Origin of the sequence: Micromonospora sp. NPDC005979 (genome assembly GCF_040614415.1) — a bacterium.
Classification (GTDB): Bacteria; Actinomycetota; Actinomycetes; order Mycobacteriales; family Micromonosporaceae; genus Micromonospora.
The window spans coordinates 1-21,719 of the sequence record NZ_JBEXUR010000031.1 but is presented as its reverse complement, the minus strand read 5'-3'; the positions used below and the strand labels follow the sequence as shown (position 1 = coordinate 21,719).

The 21,719-nt window shown below is 71.9% G+C and carries 20 protein-coding genes; 14 read left to right on the top strand and 6 right to left on the bottom strand.

What is annotated here, in order from left to right:
- Positions 1 to 8 precede the first annotated feature (8 nt).
- Positions 9 to 581 (bottom strand): TetR/AcrR family transcriptional regulator, encoded by a 573-nt coding sequence (locus ABZ272_RS31335; RefSeq protein WP_234591495.1) that lies wholly within the window; start codon positions 579 to 581, stop codon positions 9 to 11.
- Positions 582 to 658: 77 nt separating this feature from the next.
- Here ABZ272_RS31335 and ABZ272_RS31330 point away from each other — a divergent pair, with 77 nt between their 5' ends.
- The 3 genes from ABZ272_RS31330 (at position 659) to ABZ272_RS31320 (ending at position 3,385) form a co-directional block, all read left to right on the top strand.
- Positions 659 to 1,519: a carbon-nitrogen hydrolase family protein gene (locus tag ABZ272_RS31330; RefSeq protein ID WP_355053549.1), complete on the top strand. Its 861-nt coding sequence runs from the start codon at positions 659 to 661 to the stop codon at positions 1,517 to 1,519.
- A 64-nt stretch (positions 1,520 to 1,583) separates the two neighbouring features.
- A complete protein-coding gene (locus ABZ272_RS31325) occupies positions 1,584 to 2,228 on the top strand; it encodes an HAD family hydrolase (protein ID WP_355053548.1) in 645 nt (214 codons plus the stop codon).
- 224 nt (positions 2,229 to 2,452) lie between these two features.
- Positions 2,453 to 3,385 carry an RIO1 family regulatory kinase/ATPase gene (locus ABZ272_RS31320; protein WP_355053547.1) on the top strand — a complete coding sequence of 311 codons (933 nt, stop codon included), beginning with the start codon at positions 2,453 to 2,455 and terminating at the stop codon, positions 3,383 to 3,385.
- 49 nt (positions 3,386 to 3,434) lie between these two features.
- On the opposite strand, the gene ABZ272_RS31315 is transcribed toward ABZ272_RS31320, so the two are convergent.
- Entirely contained in the window at positions 3,435 to 3,683 is a 249-nt protein-coding gene (locus tag ABZ272_RS31315; RefSeq protein ID WP_355053546.1) for a DUF2630 family protein, read from the bottom strand.
- Positions 3,684 to 4,146: 463 nt separating this feature from the next.
- Here ABZ272_RS31315 and ABZ272_RS31310 point away from each other — a divergent pair, with 463 nt between their 5' ends.
- The 9 genes from ABZ272_RS31310 (at position 4,147) to ABZ272_RS31270 (ending at position 13,856) form a co-directional block, all read left to right on the top strand.
- Positions 4,147 to 5,484 (top strand): cytochrome P450, encoded by a 1,338-nt coding sequence (locus tag ABZ272_RS31310; RefSeq protein WP_355053564.1) that lies wholly within the window; start codon positions 4,147 to 4,149, stop codon positions 5,482 to 5,484.
- On the top strand, positions 5,481 to 6,398 hold the full coding sequence (locus tag ABZ272_RS31305) for a terpene synthase family protein (protein ID WP_355053545.1): 918 nt from the start codon (positions 5,481 to 5,483) through the stop codon (positions 6,396 to 6,398). Before ABZ272_RS31310 ends, ABZ272_RS31305 begins: the two co-directional genes overlap by 4 nt.
- Positions 6,391 to 7,995 carry a prenyltransferase gene (locus tag ABZ272_RS31300; protein WP_355053544.1) on the top strand — a complete coding sequence of 535 codons (1,605 nt, stop codon included), beginning with the start codon at positions 6,391 to 6,393 and terminating at the stop codon, positions 7,993 to 7,995. The genes ABZ272_RS31305 and ABZ272_RS31300 overlap by 8 nt, the downstream gene beginning before the upstream one ends.
- Before the next feature lie 124 nt (positions 7,996 to 8,119).
- Complete coding sequence (locus ABZ272_RS31295; RefSeq protein ID WP_355053543.1) at positions 8,120 to 10,672, top strand: nitrate- and nitrite sensing domain-containing protein; 2,553 nt, start codon at positions 8,120 to 8,122, stop codon at positions 10,670 to 10,672.
- Between the two features lie 91 nt (positions 10,673 to 10,763).
- A complete protein-coding gene (locus tag ABZ272_RS31290) occupies positions 10,764 to 11,186 on the top strand; it encodes a roadblock/LC7 domain-containing protein (RefSeq protein WP_355053542.1) in 423 nt (140 codons plus the stop codon).
- Between the two features lie 5 nt (positions 11,187 to 11,191).
- Entirely contained in the window at positions 11,192 to 11,578 is a 387-nt protein-coding gene (locus tag ABZ272_RS31285) for a DUF742 domain-containing protein (RefSeq protein WP_355053541.1), read from the top strand.
- The gene (locus ABZ272_RS31280; RefSeq protein WP_355053540.1) at positions 11,559 to 12,170 is read left to right on the top strand and encodes an ATP/GTP-binding protein; all 612 of its coding nucleotides are present in this window, start codon (positions 11,559 to 11,561) and stop codon (positions 12,168 to 12,170) included. The genes ABZ272_RS31285 and ABZ272_RS31280 overlap by 20 nt, the downstream gene beginning before the upstream one ends.
- 83 nt (positions 12,171 to 12,253) lie before the next feature.
- Positions 12,254 to 12,589 (top strand): YciI family protein, encoded by a 336-nt coding sequence (locus ABZ272_RS31275; RefSeq protein ID WP_355053539.1) that lies wholly within the window; start codon positions 12,254 to 12,256, stop codon positions 12,587 to 12,589.
- A gap of 4 nt (positions 12,590 to 12,593) precedes the next feature.
- Positions 12,594 to 13,856, top strand: coding sequence for a sigma-70 family RNA polymerase sigma factor (locus tag ABZ272_RS31270; protein WP_355053538.1), 1,263 nt, complete (start codon positions 12,594 to 12,596; stop codon positions 13,854 to 13,856).
- A 633-nt stretch (positions 13,857 to 14,489) separates the two neighbouring features.
- On the opposite strand, the gene ABZ272_RS31265 is transcribed toward ABZ272_RS31270, so the two are convergent.
- A complete protein-coding gene (locus ABZ272_RS31265; RefSeq protein WP_355053537.1) occupies positions 14,490 to 14,678 on the bottom strand; it encodes a DUF397 domain-containing protein in 189 nt (62 codons plus the stop codon).
- Positions 14,669 to 15,436 carry a DUF5753 domain-containing protein gene (locus ABZ272_RS31260; RefSeq protein WP_355053563.1) on the bottom strand — a complete coding sequence of 256 codons (768 nt, stop codon included), beginning with the start codon at positions 15,434 to 15,436 and terminating at the stop codon, positions 14,669 to 14,671. The genes ABZ272_RS31265 and ABZ272_RS31260 overlap by 10 nt, the downstream gene beginning before the upstream one ends.
- A 114-nt stretch (positions 15,437 to 15,550) precedes the next feature.
- Between ABZ272_RS31260 and ABZ272_RS31255 the strand changes: the two genes are divergently transcribed.
- Positions 15,551 to 15,997 (top strand): hypothetical protein, encoded by a 447-nt coding sequence (locus ABZ272_RS31255; RefSeq protein ID WP_355053536.1) that lies wholly within the window; start codon positions 15,551 to 15,553, stop codon positions 15,995 to 15,997.
- Positions 15,998 to 16,206: 209 nt separating this feature from the next.
- Here the strand turns inward: ABZ272_RS31255 and ABZ272_RS31250 are convergent, their stop codons facing one another.
- Positions 16,207 to 19,059 carry an aconitate hydratase gene (locus ABZ272_RS31250; RefSeq protein ID WP_355053535.1) on the bottom strand — a complete coding sequence of 951 codons (2,853 nt, stop codon included), beginning with the start codon at positions 19,057 to 19,059 and terminating at the stop codon, positions 16,207 to 16,209.
- A gap of 261 nt (positions 19,060 to 19,320) precedes the next feature.
- Here ABZ272_RS31250 and ABZ272_RS31245 point away from each other — a divergent pair, with 261 nt between their 5' ends.
- Positions 19,321 to 20,019 (top strand): DedA family protein, encoded by a 699-nt coding sequence (locus tag ABZ272_RS31245; protein WP_355053534.1) that lies wholly within the window; start codon positions 19,321 to 19,323, stop codon positions 20,017 to 20,019.
- A 121-nt stretch (positions 20,020 to 20,140) separates the two neighbouring features.
- Here ABZ272_RS31245 and ABZ272_RS31240 read toward each other — a convergent pair whose 3' ends face one another.
- Positions 20,141 to 20,803 (bottom strand): C39 family peptidase, encoded by a 663-nt coding sequence (locus ABZ272_RS31240; RefSeq protein ID WP_355053533.1) that lies wholly within the window; start codon positions 20,801 to 20,803, stop codon positions 20,141 to 20,143.
- Positions 20,804 to 21,719 lie beyond the last annotated feature (916 nt).

Sequence of the window (21,719 nt, the reverse complement as noted above, 5' to 3'; positions counted from 1 at the left end):
GGCACCGCTCAGCGGCGGCGGACCGCCTCCTCGACCAGGTCCAGGACCGGACCCAGGTCACCGGCCGGTCGGCCCATGGCCAGGTGCAGCACCAGGCCGTCGTAGGCCAGCTCCAGGAACTGGGCCAGCACGTCGATCGGTACGTCCTCGCGCAGCACCCCGGCGTCGCGCTGACGGGCCAGCCGGTCCCGGGTCGCCTCCGCGATCGCGGCGGACCGCTCCGCCCAGCGCTTGGCGAACGCCGGATCGGTGCGTAGCCGGCGGGACACCTCCAGTTGACTGCCCAGCCAGCCGGTGGTGTCCGGCGAGACGGCGCGGGCCAGCAGGTCGCGCATCACCTGCACCAGACCGTTCCGGGCGACCGTTTCGACCATGGCGGCGGCGTCGTCCTCGGCGACGGCGAGGAAGAGCGAGTCCTTGTCGCGGAAGTGGTGGAAGATGGCGCCCCGGGACAGGCCGGTGGCCTCCTCGAGGCGGCGGACGGTGGCCCCCTCGTAGCCGAGTCGGGCGAAACACGCCCGGGCCGCGGCAAGGATCTCCTGCCGGCGCGCGTCGAGCTGGTCCTGACTTACTCTGGGCACACCTCGATCGTCGCAGGTCACCTCGGGCGGTGCAAACCGTACGTACGGCTTGGTAACGCGACGTTTACGATCCACCGGTGACCCGCTCGTACCCCGCGCCGTCCGGCCCGCTGACCGTCGCCACCGTCCAGGCCACCCCGGCGCCCGGTGACGTCGCCGGCAACGCGGCGGCCGCCGCCGAGCTGGTCCGGCTCGCCGTCGGGCAGGGCGCCCGGGTGGTCGTCCTCCCCGAGCTGTACCTGTGCGCGTACCACCCGCCGACCCTCGCCGCCGATCCGGTCGGCACCCACGTGGCGGCCGACCCGGCCGGGCTGGTCGCCGACGGTCGGCTCGACCCGCTGAGCGCGGCGGCACGGACCGCCGGGGTCACCGTGGTGGTCGGCGCCGCGGTCCGGCACCCGGACGACCGGCGGACCATCGCCGCTCTCGTGGTCGACCGCGCTGGCGCCGTCCGGGTCGGGTACGACAAGCAGCAGCTCTGGGGCGACGAGCGCGACCTGTTCAGCCCCGGCGGGCGGGGCGCCACACTGCTCGTCGACGACTGGCGGCTCGGGCTGGGCATCTGCTACGACGGCTGCTTCCCGGAGCACGGCCGGGCCGCCGCGCGCGACGGCGCGCACGCCTACCTGTGTCCCAGCGGCTACCTGGCCGGCTCCGAGCACCGCCGGGACCTGTACTACGCGGCGCGGGCACTGGACAACACGATGTTCGTGGTCTTCGCCAACGCCGTCGGCGGCAGCGACCCGTGGCGGTTCAACGGCGGCGCGGCGATCTACGACCCGCAGGGACGTACGCTCGCCCGGGGCGCCGACGAGGGCGCGGAGACCCTCGTGGCGACCCTCGATCCGGCCGTGCTCACCAGCACCCGGGCAGCCCATTCGATGCTCGCCGATCTGCTGCCGGGCCAGGGCGGCGCGCGGATGTCGCTGACCGGTTAAGCCCATCGTCAACTCGAAACACGTGGGTCTGTTGGCGGACACGTCGGTCCCGTAGGGTGCCCGAGTGCCACTGCTCCTGCTGGACCTGGACAACACCCTGCTGGACCGGGCCGGGCCCTTCCGCCGCTGGGGTGAGCGCTTCCTGGACCGCATCGGCGCGCCCCCCACCGACATCGACTGGCTGGTCTCGCTCGACGCGGACGGGTTGACCGACCGCTGGGACCTGGCCGACGCGATCCGGGACCGCTACGAGCTGCGTATCCCGTCGATCGACCTGGTGGAGGAGCTGCACGACGGGGTGGTGGAGCAGACCCGGCTCGACCCGCTGACCGCCTGCGCGCTGCGCATCGCCGACGACGCGGGGTGGGTGCCCGTGGTGGTGTGCAACGGCACGGTACGCCTGGAGGACGCCAAGATCCGTCGTACCGGCCTGGACCGCTACGTCGCCGACTGGGTGATCTCCGAGGAGGCCGGAGTCAGCAAGCCCAACCCCCGGATCTTCGCGCTCGCCGCGCAGCGCGTCCGGATGCCGCTGCGGGGCGCGTGGGTGGTCGGCGACAGCCCGGAGGCGGACATCGGCGGCGCCGCCGCGGTGGGGCTGCCCAGCGTCTGGCTGCACCGGGGACGGACCTGGTCGGACGTCCGGTTCGCGCCGAGCCGCACGGTGGACGGGCTGATCGCCGCCGTCGCCACGGTCCTCGCGAGCTGACGCCGCCACCGCTGTCGAGCTGACGCTTCCGCCGCTGGCTGACGGGGAACGGCGTCGCGTCCCCACCGTAATTCGGTTGACCCGCCGTCCGAGCTGCCGCGAGGATGGCGGCGCATCGTGCACCGGGCGTACCGCCCGTTCGAGGAGAGGAGGTCGGTCATGGCCGTCTTCGCAGGTCGCTTTCCGCTGCCTATCTCAGCCTCGACCAAGGGAACCTCACCACAGTGCGCGATCATGACCTCCCGGCGCTGGAGCGCCGGACCCGCGGCAAGCGCCGCTTCGACGACGACGAACCACAGTTCCTGAAGCGGGCCCGACCCACCGAGTCGCCCGCCGATCCCGACACCGAGCCCGATCCCGACACCGGCGAGCGCTGGTCGTCCTGGGACGACGCGGTGCACGGGCCCCAGCCGTACCCGGACTGGTTGGTCACCGAACTGGCCGCCAAGGATACCGAGCTGGGTGTGCTGAAGACCGGCAAGGAGGCGGACGTCCACCTGGTCCGCCGGGCGGTGCCGGACACGGACCGGTCCTGCCTGCTGGCGGTGAAGCGGTACCGGGACGCCGAGCACCGGCTGTTCCACCGCGACGCCGGCTACCTGGAGGGGCGCCGGGTGCGGCGTTCCCGGGAGATGCGGGCGATGGCCGGCCGGACGGCCTTCGGCCGCCAGATGATCGCCGGGCAGTGGGCGGCGGCCGAGTTCGCGGCGCTGGCGCGGCTCTGGGAGATCGGCGCCGGAAACGACCGGATCGCCGTGCCGTACCCCGTGCAGGTGCGGGGCACCGAGCTGATGTTGGAGTTCGTCGGCGACGCCGAGTCGGGCCTGGCGGCGCCCCGGCTCGCCCAGCTGCGGCCCGGCCCGGCCGAGCTGCGCGACCTGTGGGGCCAACTGGTCGAGGCGCTGCGCGTGCTGGCCCGGGCGGGCTACGCGCACGGCGACCTGTCGCCGTACAACTTGCTCGTGCACTCCGGGCGGCTGGTCGTGATCGACCTGCCGCAGGTGGTCGACGTGGTGGCGAACCCGCAGGGGCCCGAGTTCCTGGCCCGCGACGTGCGGGTGGTCGGCGCCTGGTTCGTGGCCCGGGGACTGAGCGCCGAACAGGCCGATCCCGGCGCGCTGACGGGGGACTTGCTGCGCGAGGCGGGCATCCGCTGACCGCGGCGGGTCGGGTGGCCGAGGTGGCCGCCCGACCCGCCCGTGTCGATCACTGCAGGTAGCGCTCCACCTCGGGCTTGGGGCGTTCGCCCTGCGAGTCGGGGTCGCCGTGGCTGGATCGGGCGGCCCGGCGGCGGCGCAGCAGGTCCCAGCACTGGTCGAGGGATTCCTCCAGGGCGCGCAGTCGCTCGCTGGTCTCGCCCTCGGTGCCGGACTCGTGGGCCTGGGCCTCCGCGCGCAGCCGGTGCTCCTCGTCGACCAGCTCGGAGATCCGGTTCAGGATGGTCTTGTCGTCCATGCCACAGAGCCTGGCACAGGGGGCCCGCCATCGCCCGGATTCGGGGGTACCGGTGCGTCCTTGCTCACTGCGCTGCCCGCCCTCTGGGACTGCCCGGGCGTGGCCCGCCCCGTCGGGTCCGGTGGACGACCGACCGCGGAACCGTCGCCGTCCGGACCGGCAGACGGCGGCGGCGGATCGATCTACGGGTGCGACCTGCGCCGGTGCCGGCTCCTGACTATCCACTCAGGACTGACCGGGGCACAGGCATCGATGCCCGTCTAGGGCAACGATCGAATCTCACCGGTCACAGGTCTGGAGGTGTCCCGGAATTGGTGAGATGCTTCCGACGCCCAGAAGGTGAAAATTCCACAGTCCCGACCGGCCGAAGTGGACCGCCCAGGCCGCCGGGGCGACGAGGAGACAGCGCATGTCCCAGGTGTCCGATGCCGGCCCCGCCCCCGTCAGCACCGAACCCCGGATGATCCCACTCCGTCATGCCCTGCCCGCGCTGGTCCGCGATCCGCTCGGCGCGCTCGTGGGCTTCGCGGACGCCGCCGGTGGTGACGTCGTCCGGCTGAACCTCGGCTCGTTCCGTCCCTACCTCGTCAGCCATCCCGAGCACCTGCAAAGAGTGCTGAGGGACAACGTTGCCAACTACACCCGCGACGGGGAGGGCCTGTTGTGGCGGCCCGTCCGCCGGATCGTCGGCGACGCCATCCTGGTCGCCGAGGGTGAGATCTGGGAGTCCAGCCGCGGCGCGCTGCAACCCCTGTTCACCGCGAAGCGCGCCGAGACGCTCGTCGACCGGATGGCCGAGGCGATCAACGAGGCCGTCGACGAGTGGCTGGAGCCGGCCCGCGACGGCCGCCCGATCGACGGCGGCGCGGAACTGACCCGGATCGTGCTGCGGACCACCATGCGGGTGCTCTTCGCCGACCGCATCTCGGTGCCGGACGCGCTGCGGATCAGCGCCGCGCTGGACACCGTCACCACCGCGATGCTCCCGCGCCTGCTGGTGCCGTTCGTGCCGTACGCGGTGCCGATGCCCGGCGACCGGCCCTTCCGCGAGGCGGTCCGGACCATCGACGAGGTGGTGCTGCCGATCATCCGGGAGGCCCGGGCCCGGCCCACCGACGGCGAGGACATCATCTCCACGCTCTGCCGGCCGCGCGCCGACGGCAGCGAGCCCGACGAGTACGCGATCCGCGGCGACGTGGTCGCGATGTTCTCCACCGCCACCGAGACCACGATCGCGCTGCTCTCCTGGCTGTGGCCGGTGCTGGCGTCCCGGCCCGACGTGGCGGAGCTGATGACCGACGAGATCGAGCGGGTGGTGGGCTCCGAACGGGTCGGCCGCGAGCACCTGCCGCAGCTGCGCTACGGCCGCATGGTGCTCGACGAGATGCTGCGGCTCTACCCGGCCGGTTGGATGATCCCCCGTACCGCCGTCGCGGACGACGTGCTGGGCGGTGTGCGGATCAAGGCGGGTGGCACCGTGCTGGTCAGCCCGTACGTCACCCAGCGGATGTCGACCTTCTGGGACGATCCGACCCTGTTCGATCCGGAGCGCTTCGCCCCGGAGAAGCCCCGCCGGCGCTACCGCTACTCGTACTTCCCGTTCGGTGGTGGGCCGCACCAGTGCCTCGGGCAGTACCTGTTCCTGCTGGAGGCGCAGCTCATCGTCAGCACCGTGCTGAGCCGCTACCGGTTCCGGTTGCGCGAGCCCGTCGGCCTGACACCCCGACTCGGCGCCTCGCTGCAACCCAAGCAGCGGGCCGAGCTGATCGTCACCCCGGTCGAACGCCCGGTCGTCTCGTGACCGGCGCGCCGTGGCCGGTGCAGGCCGGGCCCGACGCCGTCGCCGAGCAGGGCCGGGTGTGCGCGCTCGCCGTACGGGGCGTCCGCGACCTCCAGGGCGTCACCGCCGCCCACCCGGAACTCTTCGACGCCGCGCCGTTCGACGCCGCGCTGCTCAGCTCGGTGGCCACCGCGATCGCGTTCACCGCGCCGTGGCACACCGCCGCCGAACTGCGGATCACCACCCGTACCCTGCTCTGGGTCTTCGCCGCCGACTGGCAGGTCGACTACCTCGCCCGGTCGGCCGACGACGTCCGGCAGATCGTGACCGACTGCCTGGCGGTCGCCGACGGCGCCGCGCCCCCGCCCGGCCGGCACCTCGCGCGGCTGTTGGCCGACCTGCGCGACGAACTGGCCACCGTGCCGGCGTTCCACCGCCTGCGCCCGATCTGGCGCGAGGAGCTGGCCCGGATGCTCGCCGCCGTGTCGCGGGAGTGGGACTGGAAGAACCTGCCGACCGACCCGACCACCGGGCAACGCCTGCCGGACCTGGACCGCTATCTGGACAACGCCGACAACCTGGCCTGCTCCTTCGTCAACGCCACCCACTGGATCGCCACCGGCGACGACCGGACCCTCGCCCAGTTGACCGACCTGCTCGACGCCGGCCGTGGCGTGCAGCGGGTGCTGCGGCTGGTCAACGACCTCGCCACGCACGAGCGGGACGCCGAGTGGGGCGACCTGAACGCCCTGCTGCTGGTCGACGACCCGGCGCGGGTGCACGCCCGGCTCGCCGAGCTGACCAGCCGGTCCCGGGGCGACCTGACGGCCCTCGCCGAGCGCTGCCCCCGCCAGGCGGACTACCTGCACCGGCAGATCTCCTTCACGGGTGGCTTCTACCAGCTCTCGGACTTCTGGGGAGCACGCGATGAGTGAGGCCCCGGGGCACGTGCTGGTCCAACCCGCCACCGACGCCGCGCGCGAGCTGATCGCCGGCCTGGCGCTGCGACCGTGGGGGCAGGTAGCCCCCTCGGTGTACGAGAGCGGCCGGCTGGTCGCCGACGCGCCCTGGCTGCCGGGGCACCACCAGCGGATCGGCTTCCTGCTGCGCGGGCAGCGCCCGGACGGGGCGTGGGGCCCGCCCGAGGGGTACGCCCTGGTGCCCACCCTCAGCGCCGTCGACGCCCTGCTCGCGGCGCTTGTCGACGGAAAATCTGCCGGTCCGCACCTGCTCACCGCGGTGCGGCGCGGGCTGGACGCGCTCACCGGCCGTCTGCTCACCACGGACGCGCGGGCACTGCCCGACACCCCGGCGCTGGACCTCATCGTCCCGGCCCTGGTCGAGTCGATCAACAGGCGGCTGACCCGGTTGGACCGGGCGATCGCCGACCGGTTGCCCCGCCCGCCGCTCGCGCTACCCGCCGGGCTCGGCCCCGACCGGCTGCGCGCGGTACGCGGCGCGGTCGCCGCCGGGGCGCCGCTGCCGGCGAAGCTGGCCCACTTCTACGAGGTGCTGGGGGCGACACCGGCCGACGCCGGGCCGACCCTCACCGCCGTCGGCGCGTCACCCGCCGCGACCGCCGCCTGGCTGAGCGCCGCCGGCCCGGACGCCGGCCCCGCCGCGCACACGTTCCTGCTGACGCTGATCCGCGACGCCGACGGTCCGGTGCCCTGTCCGACCCCGATCACCGTCTTCGAGCGGGCCTGGGTGCTCAGCGGCCTGCGTCGTGCCGGTGTCGCGCTCAACCCGCCGCCGGCCCTGCTGCGTACCCTGGCCGCCGCCACCGCCGCCGAGGGCGTCGCCACCGGCGAGGGCCTGCCGACCGACGCCGACACCACCTCGGTCACCTTGGACGCGCTGGCCCGGCTCGGCCACCCCGCCGACCCGGCGGGCCTGTGGGCGTACGAGACGGCGGACGGCTTCGGCACCTGGCCGGGGAGTGAGGACGGCTTCTCGGTCACCACCAACGCGCACGTGCTGGACGCGTTCGGCCAGCACGTGACCAGGCACCCCGGCGCGGACGAGCGGTACCACCGGACGGTCGACCGGCTCAGCGCCGTGCTGCCGGCGCACCAGCTCGCCGACGGCCGCTGGCAGGACCGGTGGCACGCCTCGCCGTACTACGCGACGGCCTGCTGCGTGCTGGCCCTGGCGGAGTTCGGTCGCGGCGGCGTGGCGGCCGAGGCGCTCGACCGGGCGGCGCGTTGGGTGCTGGAGAGCCAGCGGGTCGACGGGTCGTGGGGACGGTGGGACGGCACGGCCGAGGAGACCGCGTACGCCCTGCAGGTGCTGGTGGCCGTGCCGACCGGAGCTCCCCGGGTCGACGACGCGGTGGCGCGCGGCCACGCCTACCTCCACCAACGGTCCGACCGGTCGGACCCTCCACTGTGGTACGGAAAAGAGCTGTACTGTCCTACCGCGATCGTTCACGCGGCTGTCCTGGCTGCCTGCCGGCTCGCCTCCGTCCAGCTGGGCGGGGTCGACCGTTCGGTGGTGGATTGTGGTTACCAGGCAACAAAAACAGCGACTTGAGGGGTTGTGTGGACACTGCTAGCGTACGCAGAGCCTCAGCCCCGTACGCCCCGCCGTGGCGGGACGTCGTCCTCCATGATCACCCGTTGATGAGCTGAGTCAACGCCCTGCCTGGGACGGTTCAATGCGTTCTCGCGGTACGAGTATCCGCACCAAGGTTGTCGCCCTGCTGCTCTCCCTGGTCGCGCTCTGGATGTTCGCGGCGTGGGTCACCCTGCGGGACGGCTTCAACCTGCTCGGTGTCCAGCTGCTCAACAGCAAGGTCTACGCGCCCAGCGAACCCCTGCTGCAGGAGCTTCAGCTCGAGCGGCGGCTGACCCAGGCGTACCTGAGCAACCCCGACGCCGCGCAGCGCGCGGCCCTGGAGACCGAGCAGCGCAAGGCCACCCAACTGGCGGACGACTTCGCCGGCTCGGTCCGCAACTGGCAGGTCGACGTGGCCGGCAGCTCGGCCCTCGACGTCCAGCTCGACGACACGATCGCGCAGATCGACGAGTTGAAACAGACCCGCGCCGACGTGCTCGGCCGCAAGGTCGACCGGATCTCCGCCGCCGACGCCTACACGGAAGCCATCGAATCGATCTTCCGGATCTACGACGTCACCGGCAGCCTCGACGACAAGGAGATCGCCGCCGACGCGGCCGCCCTCATCCAGCTCAACCGGATGAAGGAGCTGATCTCGCAGGAGGACGCGCTGCTCAGCGGCCTCTTCGGCACCGGTCGGATCAGCGGTCCGGAGTACGCCCGCTACGTCAGCCTGGTCGGCGCCGAGCGGTTCCTCGGCGAGGAGACCCGGGCCCGGCTCGCCGACGCCGATCAGCGCCGCTACCAGCAGCTCGTCGAGGGTGAGGCCTTCAGCCGGCTGCGCGCCGTACAGGACAGCATCATCCGCGAGGGCCGGCCGGCGACCCAGTTGCCGGTCGGCTCCGAACAGTGGCGCGGCACCGTCGAGCCGGCGCTCGCCGAGGTCAACGACGCCGTCGTCGACGGCGGCGAGGACATCGTCGGCCGGGCCACCGGCGTGGCCGTGATGGTCGTCGTCCGACTCGTGCTCGCCACCGGCCTGGGTCTGCTCGCCGTCATCGCCTCGGTCGTCGTCTCGATCACCACGGCCCGTACGCTCCTGCGCCAGCTCGACCGGCTGCGAGAGGCCGCCTGGCAGCTCGCCGACGAGCGGCTGCCAGGCGTGGTCGCTCGGCTCGGCCGTGGCGAGGAGGTCGACGTGGCCACCGAGGCGCCTCCGCTGGAGTTCGGCACCGACGAGATCGGCCAGGTCGGCAAGGCGTTCAACGCCGTCCAGGAGACCGCCCTGCGCACCGCCGTCGAGCAGGCCGACCTGCGCCGTAACGTCCGCGAGGTATTCCTCAGCCTGGCCCGACGTACGCAGGCGCTGGTTCACCGCCAGCTCACCCTGCTCGACGCCATGGAGCGGCGCGAGCACGACGCGGAGGAGCTGGAGGACCTGTTCCGGGTCGACCACCTGGCCACCCGGATGCGGCGTAACGCGGAGAACCTGATCGTGCTCTCCGGCTCCACCCCGGGTCGGGCCTGGCGGCGCAACGTTCCGATGGTGGACGTCGTGCGCGGCGCGGTGGCCGAGGTGGAGGACTACACCCGCGTCAACGTGCTGCCGCTGGGCGCTGTCTCGCTCGCCGGTCGGGCGGTCGGCGACATCATCCACCTGCTCGCCGAGCTGATCGAGAACGGCCTGTCGTTCTCGCCGCCGCACACGACGGTGGAGGTCCGCGGCCAGCTCGTGGCGAACGGCTTCGCCATCGAGATCGAGGACCGGGGCCTCGGTATGAGCGAGGAGGACCTGGCCGCGGCGAACCACCGCATCGTCGACCAGTCCGAGCTGAACCTGGCCAACGCCGCCCGCCTCGGCCTCTACGTGGTGAGCCGGCTGACCGAGCGGCACGGCGTGCGGGTCCGCCTCAAGGAATCGGCGTACGGCGGCACCACCGCCGTCGTCCTCATCCCGTTGGAGCTGATCACGGCGAACGGTACCGACCCGGAGGACTCCGGCGCGATCCCGGCCGGCCCGACGGCCATCGCGCTGCCGGCCGGCCCGACCGCCGCCGGCTCCGTCGAGGGCGGTCGTCCCGCCAGCCTCTCGACGGTCGCGGTCGCCACCGCGGCGACGGACACCAGCGCGGCAGGCGCCCGGCAGCCGGTCACCCCGGTCGCCCCGGCGCTGACCGAGAGCAGTACCACCACCGAGCAGACGGACGAGGGCGACAAGGACGTCGTACTCCCCACCCGCCAGCGGACCGCGGCGGCGGACCTGCCCACCCGGGCCCGGCGTGTCCCGGGCCAGCCGGCCCTGGAGGGCCCGACGGTGCCGACCGGCCTGCCCGCCGTGGAGCGGGCCGTCACCGGTGGCAGCGAGCCGAGCGCCGACGGCGGTCCGGTCCCGGCGCGGACCGAGACGGACCGCACCGGCTCCGGCCTGCCGGTCCGCGTCCGCCAGGCGAACATCGTGCCCGAGCTGCGCGACGACCCGGCGGCGACCGAGTCCGACGAGGAGGACGTGGTACGGCCACCCGAGCAGGTACGCCGGATGATGAGCTCCTATCAGACCGGCACCCGGCGTGGTCGGACCGACGCGGCGCGACTGCTCGGCGGCGCGTCGGGCGCGACGCCCGACTCGACCGACGAGGAACCGCAAGCCACCTGACCGAGCACCGGCGCTGCGGGTTCCCGCGTGGTGTGACGGTCAAGCCCAAGACGAATACGGCGCAACTGCCGGGCGAGAAGAGGACGACGAAGTGGCCCAGAAGACGGCTTCGAGTGCCGACCTGACGTGGTTGCTGGATGATCTGGTGGGCCGGGTGAAGCAGGCCGAGCATGCGGTCGCGCTCTCCACCGACGGGTTGTTGATGGCTTCCTCGCAGGGGCTGAGCCGGGACGACGGCGAGCACCTCGCGGCGATGGCGGCCGGTATCCAGAGCCTGGCCCGGGGCGCCGGCAAGCGCTTCGGCGGCGGGCAGGTGCAGCAGACCATCATCGAGATGCAGTCGTCGTTCCTGTTCGTGACCGCCGCCGGACGCAACGCCTGCCTGGCCGTCCTCGCCACCGAGGACGCCGACGTCGGTCTCATCGCGTACGAGATGGCGATGCTCGTCACCCGCGTCGGCAAGTACGTGGCCTCCCCGTCGCGGAGCGCCGACCAGTCGGCTGGCGAGAGGTAACGGCCATGACGGTGCAGGGAGAGTCCGCAGAGCATCAGTGGGTGGATGACCATGCGGGCCCGGTGGTGCGCCCGTACGCGATGACACGTGGGCGGGCCCGCCCGGTCACCGGCACGTTCGACCTGATCTCCCTGGTCACCGCGACCCGCGCCGACGTGACGCCGGAGATCGGGATCGGTCCTGAGCACCTGGCGATCGTCGGCCTGTGCCAGCGAATACAGTCCGTCGCCGAGATCGCGGCCCACCTCGACCTGCCGGTGGGAACCATCCGGGTGCTCCTCGGCGACCTGGCGGCCCGCAACCTCGTGCAGGTACGCGAGCCGCACACCACGGCCGGCCTTCCCGACAACAGCATCTTCGAGGCGGTAATCAATGGACTACGGGCACTCTGACCGGCCGGCGGGAGCGACGCCACTGCCCACCGCGATCAAGATCCTGGTCGCCGGTGGTTTCGGCGTGGGCAAGACCACCATGGTCGGAGCGGTGAGCGAGACCCGGCCGTTGCGCACCGAGGAGGTGCTGACCGAGACCGGCGTCGGCATCGACGACCTGTCCGGGGTGGAGGGCAAGACCACCACCACGGTGGCGATGGACTTCGGCCGGATCACCATCAGCGACGACCTCGTGCTCTACCTGTTCGGCACGCCCGGTCAGGACCGGTTCTGGTTCGTCTGGGACGAGCTGGCGTTGGGCGCGATCGGCGCGGTCGTCCTGGCCGACACCCGTCGGCTGGCCGACTGCTTCCCGTCGATCGACTACTTCGAGGGCCGGGGCACCCCGTTCGTCGTGGCGGTCAACTGCTTCGAGGGCGCGCGTCAGTACCGGCTCGACGAGGTGCAGACCGCGCTGAACCTCGACCCGGGCGTACCGGTGCTGCTCTGCGACGCGCGTCAGCGGGAGTCCAGCAAGGAGGTGCTGGTGACCCTCATGGAGCACGCCATGAAGACCCGCGAGGCCCGTCGCCGCGCCGCCAGCGGAGACTGATCGAGGTTTTCTCCGGGAGGCTGTCCGGATCGCTCCTGCCCGCTCGTCATGCTGGCGACAACCCGAGAGACAGGGAGCGACCGATGAAGTTCATGATGTTCGTCTGTAGCGACACCGCACCGGACACCGACCCGACCGAGCTGCCCGACATCCACAAGTGGGTGGCCGACAACGACGCCCGGGGCCGCCGCCTGACCGGCAACGTGTTGGCGCCGACCAGCGCGGCCACCACGGTCCGTGTCCGTGACGGCGAGCTGCTGGTCTCCGAGGGACCGTTCGCGGAGACCGCCGAGGTGATCGTGGGCTTCGACCTGCTCGACTGCGCCGACGTGGACGAGGCGATCGAGGTGGCCCGCAGCCATCCGATGGCCCGGGAGGGGCGGCTGGAGCTGCGCCCGTTCGGCGCTCTGTCCAGTTGAGCGGATGACCGGCACCGACACCACGACCGGTGCGCCGGACAGCGTCGGCTCGGCCGCGGCGGCGCGGTCCGTCGCGGCCGCCGGCGTGGACGCGTACCCCCGGATCGTCGCGACCCTGATCCGACTGACCGGGGACTGGGCGTTGGCCGAGGACTGCGCCCAGGAGTCCCTGGCCGTCGCGCTGGAACGCTGGCCCGGCGACGGCGTGCCGGTCAATCCCGGTGGCTGGCTCATGACGGTGGCCCGCAACCGGGCGCTTGACGTGCTGCGTCGGGCCACCGTGGAGCGCCGCAAGCTGCACGACCTGGCGCTGCTCGCGCCGACCGACGCGCGGCCCGAGCACGACGTCGAGGACGACCGCTTGAGACTCGTCTTCACCTGCTGCCACCCGGCGCTCGCCCTCGACGCCCGGGTGGCGCTGACGCTGCGGACCGTCTGCGGGGTGCCGACCGCCGACATCGCCCGCCTCCTGCTGGTCAGCGAGTCGACGATGACCCGCCGGCTGACCCGGGCCCGCACCCGCATCGCGCAGGCCGGCATCCCGTACCGGGTGCCGACCGGGCCGGCGCTGGCCGAACGGCTGCCAGGAGTGCTCGCCGTGCTGTACCTGCTCTTCACCCGTGGCTACGTCCCCGACGGCGAACCGGCGTTCGCCGACGAGGCCGTGCGGCTGGCCCGGCTGCTGGACGGGTTGATGCCGGAGCAGTCCGAGGTCGCGGCGCTGCGGGCGCTGCTGCTGTTCCAGCACTCCCGCCGGGACGCCCGTCGGGACGCCGCCGGCAACCTGCTCACCCTTGCGCGGCAGGACCGCGCGCGGTGGGACCGCGCGCGGTGGGACCGCGCGGCCATCGCCGAGGGCCAGGCGGCTATTGCTCGGGTACGCGACGACGGGACGTACGCGTGGCAGGCCCGGATCGCGGCCTGCCACGCCACCGCGGCCTCCGTCGACGCCACCGACTGGCCCACGATCGCGCGGGCCTACGACGCGCTGGCCGACCTCCGGCCCTCACCGGTGATCGCGCTCAACCGTGCGGTCGCGCACGGCTACGCGTACGGGCCGGCCGCCGGGTTGGGCCTGCTCGACGAGGCGCGTGCCGAGGGTGGGCTGTCCGGCTACCCGCTCGCCGGGGCGGTGGAGGCCGACCTGGTGGCCCGGCAGGGCGACCGGCCGCGGGCCGAAGCGCTGTTCCGGGAGGCGGCGGCTGCGGTCGACTCGGCCGCCGAGCGGAGCGCACTGCTGGAGCGAGCGACCGAGCTGTCCCGCTAACGAACCATCCGCCCTCTCACCGCCCTCCCACCGCCCCGCCCTAGCCCTCACCCCGCCTCGCCTCGCCTCGCCGATCATGGAGTTGCGGTGGGCAACAAAGACCCCGCATGACCTCAAACCAGGCACCACAACTCCATGATCGCGGGGCCGGGCCCGCCCGCGCTCCGCGATCTTGCACTTTCTGTGCCGGCAAAAGGGGTATCCCACTCATGTGGACAACAGAATCTGCAAGATCGGCGCGATGTTCTCCCTCGGCGCGCTCCGGGCCGCCGGGTCGAGGGCGAGCACTGGGCCGGCCGGGTCCTTGGAGTCTCGTGTGAGCCCGGTCGGAACTCCCCGGCGGCGATCCGTCGAGTCAGGTCGCCCTCGATCCCTCGGGCCGGGTAGGGGATGGGCACGGACGTCATCGTCCTTCCTACCCGTGCTGCCCGAGGAAAAGCCTTCAGGTGCCCGTCAACCTCGACGCGTGGCGGTGGCAGGTCCGGACCGAGCGGATCGAGTGTGGGTGATGCGGCGATGAGCTGCGGGTCGAGCGGTTCACGGCTCTTGACGAGCTGGCTGCGGTCGACTCCGTTGGCGAGCGGAGCGCGCTGCTCGGCCGGCGGAGGAATTCGTCCGGTAGGACAGTGCGGGTCAGCCGCGTTTGGCCAGCACCAGGAATCGGGTCCAGGCCGCCGGGTCGAAGGCGAGCGCCGGACCGGTCGGGTCCTTGGAGTCGCGTACGCCGATGACGCCGGGAAGGTTGTCGGCCACCTCGACGCAGTCGCCGCCGTTGTTGCCACTCCTGGTGCTCTTGCGCCACCGAGCGCCGGTCAGGTCCATGATGCTGCCGCTTCCCTGATGAGATTGAGGGACTGCGCACGAGACAGGGCACCGTCGCGAATGCGTTCCCACCGCCGGTCGAGCGTAGCAAGGTCGGCTGTCTTGTCGATGAGCTGCGCCTGCGCCTGACTGTCGACGTGTGCGACGCGCGCCCCGTCCGGCATCTCGGCGATGGTGAACGGCCCACCGAGGCCCGGGTACATGCCGAGGTCGGCGGGCACGACGAACAGCGACACGTTCGGCAGCGTGGCCTGGTCGGCCAACCGCTCGCACTGCTCCCGCATCATGGCCCGGTCGCCGCCGAGGGTGCGCCGGAGGACTGCCTCGTCGAGGACCGCGACGAGCAGCGGCGGGCGCTCCCGCCGCAGGATGGCCTGCCGACTCAACCGCGCCTCGGCGAGATCGTCGGCCTCGGCCGGCGTCAACGCCTCGCCGCCCAGCGTCGCCAGCGCGTACGCCTTCGTTTGCAGAAGCCCCGGAACCCACGCGAGCTGGAATGATCGCAGCGACAGCGCCTCACGCTCTATCTCTGCCCAGGGCCGGAACCAGGCCGGCGTCCGGCGCTTCAACGCGTCGGGCCACAGTTCCTCGACGTTCCGACCGAGCAGCTCGGCGACCCGCGCGCGATGCCGTGTCTGGGGAATTCGTCCCGTGCTCGCCCACTTCGCCGCCGTCTTCGGATCGACGCCAATCTGAGCAGCGAGAGTGTCCGCCGTGTGGCCCTTCTCGGCCATGGCGGCCTGTACCGCTCGATTCATCTCCGCACCCTCCAGAACGTTCCAGACGTCGGAGGTAAATACTTCTACGCGGTGTAATCGCTTGGCAACCCTCGGCAGGGTGCTGTGTAGACAGCACTGAAGAGGGAGCGCAGGATGCACGAGGAGAAGGCCCGAGATCACGCAAAGCCGGTTGTCGGTCCGTTGCCGTCCCGGCCGAAGCAGCCGCGTCAGAGCCCGCCCCGCTCGGTCGAACGGCTCAGTCCGCGACATCCTGGTCCAGGTCGCGCCGCCAACGTCGTACCCCAATCGCGCTGGCGCCCCCGGTGCGGGCCGCCGGCCGCGCACGCCGCCGATGGGCCTTCCTGGATATGCGACGCCTGCGGGCAGGACTGGCCCTGCCCGACGCTGCGCGCGACCCCGACGGACGCCGCCCGACGGGCGACCCTGATCCCCGAGTTCTCGCGGATCACCCGCCGGGCCATCCGCGACCTGCGCGGCCGGCCGGGCGGCCCCGACCCGGTCGCCATCGTCCGCCGTTTTCTCTGGTTCCTGCCGCTGACCGACGAGGAGGCCCGGGCGGTCGCACTGCGGCTGCGCTGACCGGGGACCGGGTCGTTCGGTGGCCGTACCTCGTTCGCGCCCTTTGCTCTGCTTCAACGGGCGCAACAGTATTGCCCGGTCAGTGTTGCCCCGAGTGAAGCAGAGCAAAGGGCGCGAGACAGCTACCCGGGGGGCACGCACGGGAAGGCAGAGACGTGAAAGGGCCGCTCCCCGCCAGCGCGGGAAGCGGCCCTTTCAGGTGTACGCGATCAGTTGGCGATCATGCGGCGCAGCACGTACTGCAGGATGCCGCCGTGGCGGTAGTAGTCCGCCTCACCCGGGGTGTCGATCCGCACGACGGCCTCGAACTCCACACCCGTGTCGGTCGTGACCGTCACCGTGCGCGGGGTCTCGCCGTCGTTCAGGGCCGTCACACCGGTGATGGTGAACATCTCGGTGCCGGTGAGGCCCAGCGACTCGGCGGTGACGTCCACCGGGAACTGCAGCGGCAGCACGCCCATGCCGATGAGGTTGGAGCGGTGGATCCGCTCGTACGACTCGGCGATGACCGCCCGGACGCCCAGCAGCATGGTGCCCTTGGCCGCCCAGTCTCGCGACGAGCCCGAGCCGTACTCCTTGCCGGCCAGGATGACCAGCGGGATGCCGGCCTCCTGGTAGGCCATCGAGGCGTCGTAGATCGAGGTCTGCTCGCCGGTGAGGTGGTTGACGGTGAAGCCGCCCTCCACCCCGGGCACCAGCTGGTTGCGCAGCCGGATGTTGGCGAACGTGCCCCGGATCATCACCTCGTGGTTGCCCCGGCGCGAGCCGTACGAGTTGAACTCGTGGCGCGGCACGCCGTGCTCGGCCAGGTAGGTGCCGGCGGGGGAGTCCGCCTTGATCGCACCGGCCGGCGAGATGTGGTCGGTGGTCACCGAGTCACCCAGCTTGGCCAGCACCCGGGCGTCGGAGATGTCGACGACCGCGCTCGGCTCCTGCTGCATGCCCTCGAAGTACGGGGGCTTGCGCACGTAGGTCGAGTCGCTGTCCCACGCGAAGGTGTCGCCGGTCGGAGTGGGCAGCGACTGCCACCGCTCGTCACCGGCGAAGACGTCGGCGTACGCGGCGCTGAAGCCGGTCGCACCGATCGCCTGGGCGATGACGTCCTGGATCTCGGCGCTGTTCGGCCAGATCTCTCGTAGGTAGACCGGGTTGCCCTCGGTGTCCTCACCGATCGGCTCGTTGGCCAGGTCGATGTCCATCGTGCCGGCGAGGGCGTACGCGACGACCAGGGGCGGGGACGCCAGGTAGTTCATCTTGACGTCCGGGTTGATCCGGCCCTCGAAGTTCCGGTTGCCGGAGAGCACCGAGACGACCGACAGGTCGTGCTCGTTGACCGCCGCCGACACCTCCTCGGGCAGCGGACCCGAGTTGCCGATGCAGGTCGTGCAGCCGTAGCCGACCAGGTTGAAGCCGAGCTTGTCCAGGTACGGCGTGAGACCGGCCCGCTCGTAGTAGTCCATGACCACCTTCGAGCCCGGGGCCAGGGTGGTCTTCACCCACGGCTTGCGGGTCAGGCCCTTCTCGACCGCGTTGCGGGCCAGCAGGGCCGCGCCGATCATCACCTGCGGGTTGGACGTGTTGGTGCAGGAGGTGATGGCGGCGATCACCACGGCGCCGTGGTCCAGCTCGTACTCGACGCCGTCGCTGCCGGTGACCCGGACCGGGTTGCTGGCCCGACCGCCCGCGCCGGTGGCTGCGGTCTCCAGGTCGCGCGGCTCGTCGGCCGGGTCGCTGAACTCGTTGGCGGGCGGGTCGCTGGCCGGGAACGACTCGGCGCTGGCCTCGTCGGCCGGGCCGTTCGCGCCGCGCGGCAGCTCCTCGCGGGCCACGCTCGGCTTGAGGTCACGCTCACCGGCGGAGTCGTCGGCAACGTAGTCGGTGAGCGCCGAGCGGAACAGCGTCTTGGCGCTGCCCAGCGGCACCCGGTCCTGCGGGCGCTTCGGGCCGGCGAGCGACGGCTCGATGGTGCCCAGGTCCAGCTCGAGGCGCTCCGAGTAGGAGGGCTCGGCCGCCGGGTCGTGCCAGAGGCCCTGCTCCTTGGCGTACGCCTCGACGAGCGCGACCTGCGCGGCGTCCCGGCCGGTCAGCTCCAGGTAGCGGATCGTCTCGGCGTCGATCGGGAAGATCGCCACGGTGGAGCCGTACTCCGGGGACATGTTGCCGATCGTGGCCCGGTTGGCCAGCGGCACGGCGCTCACGCCGGGGCCGTAGAACTCGACGAACTTGCCGACCACGCCGTGCTTGCGCAGCATCTCGGTGATGGTCAGCACCAGGTCGGTGGCGGTGGTGCCGGCCGGCATCTCGCCGGAGAGCTTGAAGCCGACGACCCGGGGGATCAGCATGCTGACCGGCTGACCGAGCATCGCGGCCTCGGCCTCGATGCCGCCGACGCCCCAGCCCAGCACGCCCAGGCCGTTGACCATCGTGGTGTGCGAGTCGGTGCCGACGACGGTGTCCGGGTACGCCTGCCCGTTGCGTTCCATGATGGTACGAGCCAGGTACTCGATGTTGACCTGGTGCACGATGCCGGTGCCCGGCGGGACGACCTTGAACTCGTTGAACGCGGTCTGGCCCCAGCGCAGGAACTGGTAGCGCTCCTTGTTGCGCTCGTACTCCAGCTCGACGTTGCGGGCGAACGCGTCCTCGCGGCCGAACAGGTCGGCGATCACCGAGTGGTCGATGACCAGCTCGGCGGGGGCGAGCGGGTTCACCTTGGTGGCGTCGCCGCCCAGCTCGCGGACGGCCTCGCGCATGGTGGCCAGGTCGACCACGCAGGGCACGCCGGTGAAGTCCTGCATCAGCACCCGCGCCGGGGTGAACTGGATCTCCACGCTCGGGTCGGCGGTCGGGTCCCACCCGCCGAGCTGCTCGATGTGGTCGGCGGTGATGTTCGCGCCGTCCTCGGTCCGCAGCAGGTTCTCCAGCAGGATCTTCAGGCTGTACGGCAGCCGGTCGTGGCCGTCCACCTTGTCGATCCTGAAAATCTCGTAGCTCGCGTCTCCGACGCGTAGCTGGGTCTTCGCACCGAAGGTGTCGAGGCTCGCCACGTCGTACTCCTTCACACCAGCGACCGTGAGTAGTCCTGAGCAGTCTGTCGCACCGGCCGGGGCGCCGCCGAGGTTAGGTAACACTTACCGCCGATTCTGCTCTCAAACAAAACCGTACGTCCGTCTTGCTATTTGCGCAACCCGGCCGCCCCGCTCGCGCCCCCTGACCCCTAGCCTCCTAGGACGCGTTACGGAATGTGCGGCAGTAGTCGAGGGACCGGTCCGCCGCGTCGAACCGCGGGTAGGGTTCGAGGCCCGGCCGGAGGAGGGTCACCCGTGTTCGACGTCCAGCACTGGCTCGTGTCGCTGCCGCCGATCGCGGTCTACCTGCTCGTCGCCGGGGTGATCGGCGTGGAGAGCATGGGCGTACCCCTGCCCGGTGAGATCGTCCTGGTCAGCTCCGCACTGCTCGCGGCCACCGGAGTGGTGGAACCCGAGTGGGTGGCGACGGCCGCCGCGACCGGAGCGATCGTGGGTGACTCCATCGGGTACGCGGTGGGTCGTCGCGGGGGCCGTCCGCTGCTCGCCCGGCTGGGCCGACGCTTCCCCCGCCATCTCGGCCCCGCCCAACTCGCCCGCGCCGAGCAGAGCTTCGCCCGGCACGGTGTGTGGGCGGTGTTCTTCGGCCGGTTCGTGGCGCTGCTGCGGATCCTGGCCGGCCCGCTCGCCGGGGCCCTGCACGTGCCGTACCGGCGGTTCCTGGTGGCGAACGCCGCCGGCGGGCTGGTCTGGGCGTTCGGCACCACGTACCTGCTGTTCAGCGTCGGTCGGGCGGCCGAGCACTGGCTCAAGGACATCTCCTGGGCGGGCCTTGTTCTCGCGGTGCTGGCCGGCCTGGGCAGCACGTGGTGGCTACGTCGACGTGCCCACCGTCTGGAGGCCGCCGAGCCGGAGCCGTCCACGGAGGCAGTGCCGTCCGCCGAGCCGATGCGTTCCGCGGAGCCAACTCGCGCCGGCGGCCGACCGCACATCTGAACGCGCAGATCTTGGACAGTTTCCGTTCGCGCTAACGGAAACTGTCCAAGATCTGCTCATGTCCCGGGCATGCCGAAGGGCCGGACCCCGTGGTGGGGTCCGGCCCTTTGCGGTGTGGTTGTCAGCTGGTGGCGTAGCCGCGGGTGGCGATCCAGTCGGCGAGGTGCTCGACGGTGATGTCGTAGGAGGCGGTGTTCGGGTCGGCCGAGTCGGCGATTCGTACGATGTTGCCGTTGTCGCGGTAGCCCACGACGCTGATGTAGTGCCCGCCCTCGAACGAGTGCGTGTTGCCGTCGGTGTCGGTGCTGGTGCCGGCGATGTTGGCGACCACGGCGCGGCCGTTGTCGACGGTCTTGACGATGTCGGCGCGCAGCGTGTCGGTCTGCGTGGCGTCGGCGTCGGGCTTGCTGATCTCGACGCTGTGGTAGGCGTCGGTCTTACCGGTCTCCTTGTTCAGCACCGGCGTGATGTCGTTGATGCTGTTGGTGCCGGCCTCGGTGGTGCCCATCTCCTTGGCCATGGCGTCCACGCTGATGTCCTTGCCCTGCACGCTCAGGGCGTTACGGGCGGCGGCGGGGCCGCAGTAGTAGAAGTTCGGCTGCGCTTCGTAGCGCACGCCCAGCTGACGCTCACCATGACCCTTACGATCAGACTGAGTCTGGCTGGTCGGCTTGGCGGTGCTCTCCGCGGCGAACGCGGTCGTGACGGGGCCGGCGATGGCGCCGCCGGTGAACGCGAGGCCAGCAGCGGTCAGAGCGGTCTTACGAATCAGATCGGTACGCATGATGGCGTGCTCCTCTGCTTCATTCGGGGGAAACCGCACTCGGCACACGGGGGCGCGCCGAGGCGGGAGAAAGTTCTTGGGGGACCGGGCCCGGCGACCCAGCGGGGCCTGCTCGGGTGTTCCGGAGGGTGGCGCAACGGTCCAGGCCGGGGGATCATTCCCGCCGGGGGACCGGGGCGGCCGGTGGTGCTCGGCCGTGCGGGGGATGTAACGACCCCGACCCGGCGGGTGTTCCCGGGGCTGGCTACCGGCCTGAGCCGGTCCTGTTCTCCGGTGCGGGGGATGTAACGACCCCGACCCGGCGGGTGTTCCCGGCGGCGGCTCTCGCGCACTAGGACCGGGGTCGCACGGCTGTTACCCGAGGGTCGCGGCGGCGTGCCAGGCATAACGACCCGGTCCGGCCCGGGATTTCCGCCGCCGGGGTGCGACCCGTCACGGCACCCACGCCTGAACGGGCCAAACCTCCCAGGCAGGACAGACCGTCAGACCCCACCGGGGATGATCGATTCGACATCACCGACGTGGCGGCATCCGCGCACAGAGGATGCCCCCACACCGGCGACCTGGAGTCGATCGAGACGCGGGCACGACCGACCGCGAGCTCCCAAGCGCCCCCCGACCACCAAAACCGGACAAATCGCAACCCCGACCCGACCCGACCCGACCGACCCGACGCCGACCCGACGCCGAGCCGACCCGAGCCGACGCCGAGTCGACCCGACGCCGAGCCGACCCGAGCCGAGCCGAGCCGAGCCGACGCTGACCCGATGCCGACGCCGATAGGCCACGTCTGGGCGGGTCCCATGATCTGCGCAATATCGGGGAGCTAGTTGCATCCTGTTTGTGCTGGTGGGCGGGGGTTGACGGGGCTGGTGGCGGCGGTCCAGGTACTGGCTGCGCCCGTGTTGATCTACGG

Coding starts and splice junctions, on each gene's coding strand:
- ABZ272_RS31270 (WP_355053538.1), top strand. CDS start 12,594: ATGACCGGCACCGACACCACGACCGGTGCGCCGGACAGCGTCGGCTCG.
- ABZ272_RS31285 (WP_355053541.1), top strand. CDS start 11,192: ATGACGGTGCAGGGAGAGTCCGCAGAGCATCAGTGGGTGGATGACCAT.
- ABZ272_RS31315 (WP_355053546.1), bottom strand. CDS start 3,683: ATGGACGACAAGACCATCCTGAACCGGATCTCCGAGCTGGTCGACGAG.
- ABZ272_RS31240 (WP_355053533.1), bottom strand. CDS start 20,803: ATGCGTACCGATCTGATTCGTAAGACCGCTCTGACCGCTGCTGGCCTC.
- ABZ272_RS31295 (WP_355053543.1), top strand. CDS start 8,120: ATGCGTTCTCGCGGTACGAGTATCCGCACCAAGGTTGTCGCCCTGCTG.
- ABZ272_RS31260 (WP_355053563.1), bottom strand. CDS start 15,436: ATGAATCGAGCGGTACAGGCCGCCATGGCCGAGAAGGGCCACACGGCG.
- ABZ272_RS31265 (WP_355053537.1), bottom strand. CDS start 14,678: ATGGACCTGACCGGCGCTCGGTGGCGCAAGAGCACCAGGAGTGGCAAC.
- ABZ272_RS31255 (WP_355053536.1), top strand. CDS start 15,551: ATGCACGAGGAGAAGGCCCGAGATCACGCAAAGCCGGTTGTCGGTCCG.
- ABZ272_RS31280 (WP_355053540.1), top strand. CDS start 11,559: ATGGACTACGGGCACTCTGACCGGCCGGCGGGAGCGACGCCACTGCCC.
- ABZ272_RS31300 (WP_355053544.1), top strand. CDS start 6,391: ATGAGTGAGGCCCCGGGGCACGTGCTGGTCCAACCCGCCACCGACGCC.
- ABZ272_RS31275 (WP_355053539.1), top strand. CDS start 12,254: ATGAAGTTCATGATGTTCGTCTGTAGCGACACCGCACCGGACACCGAC.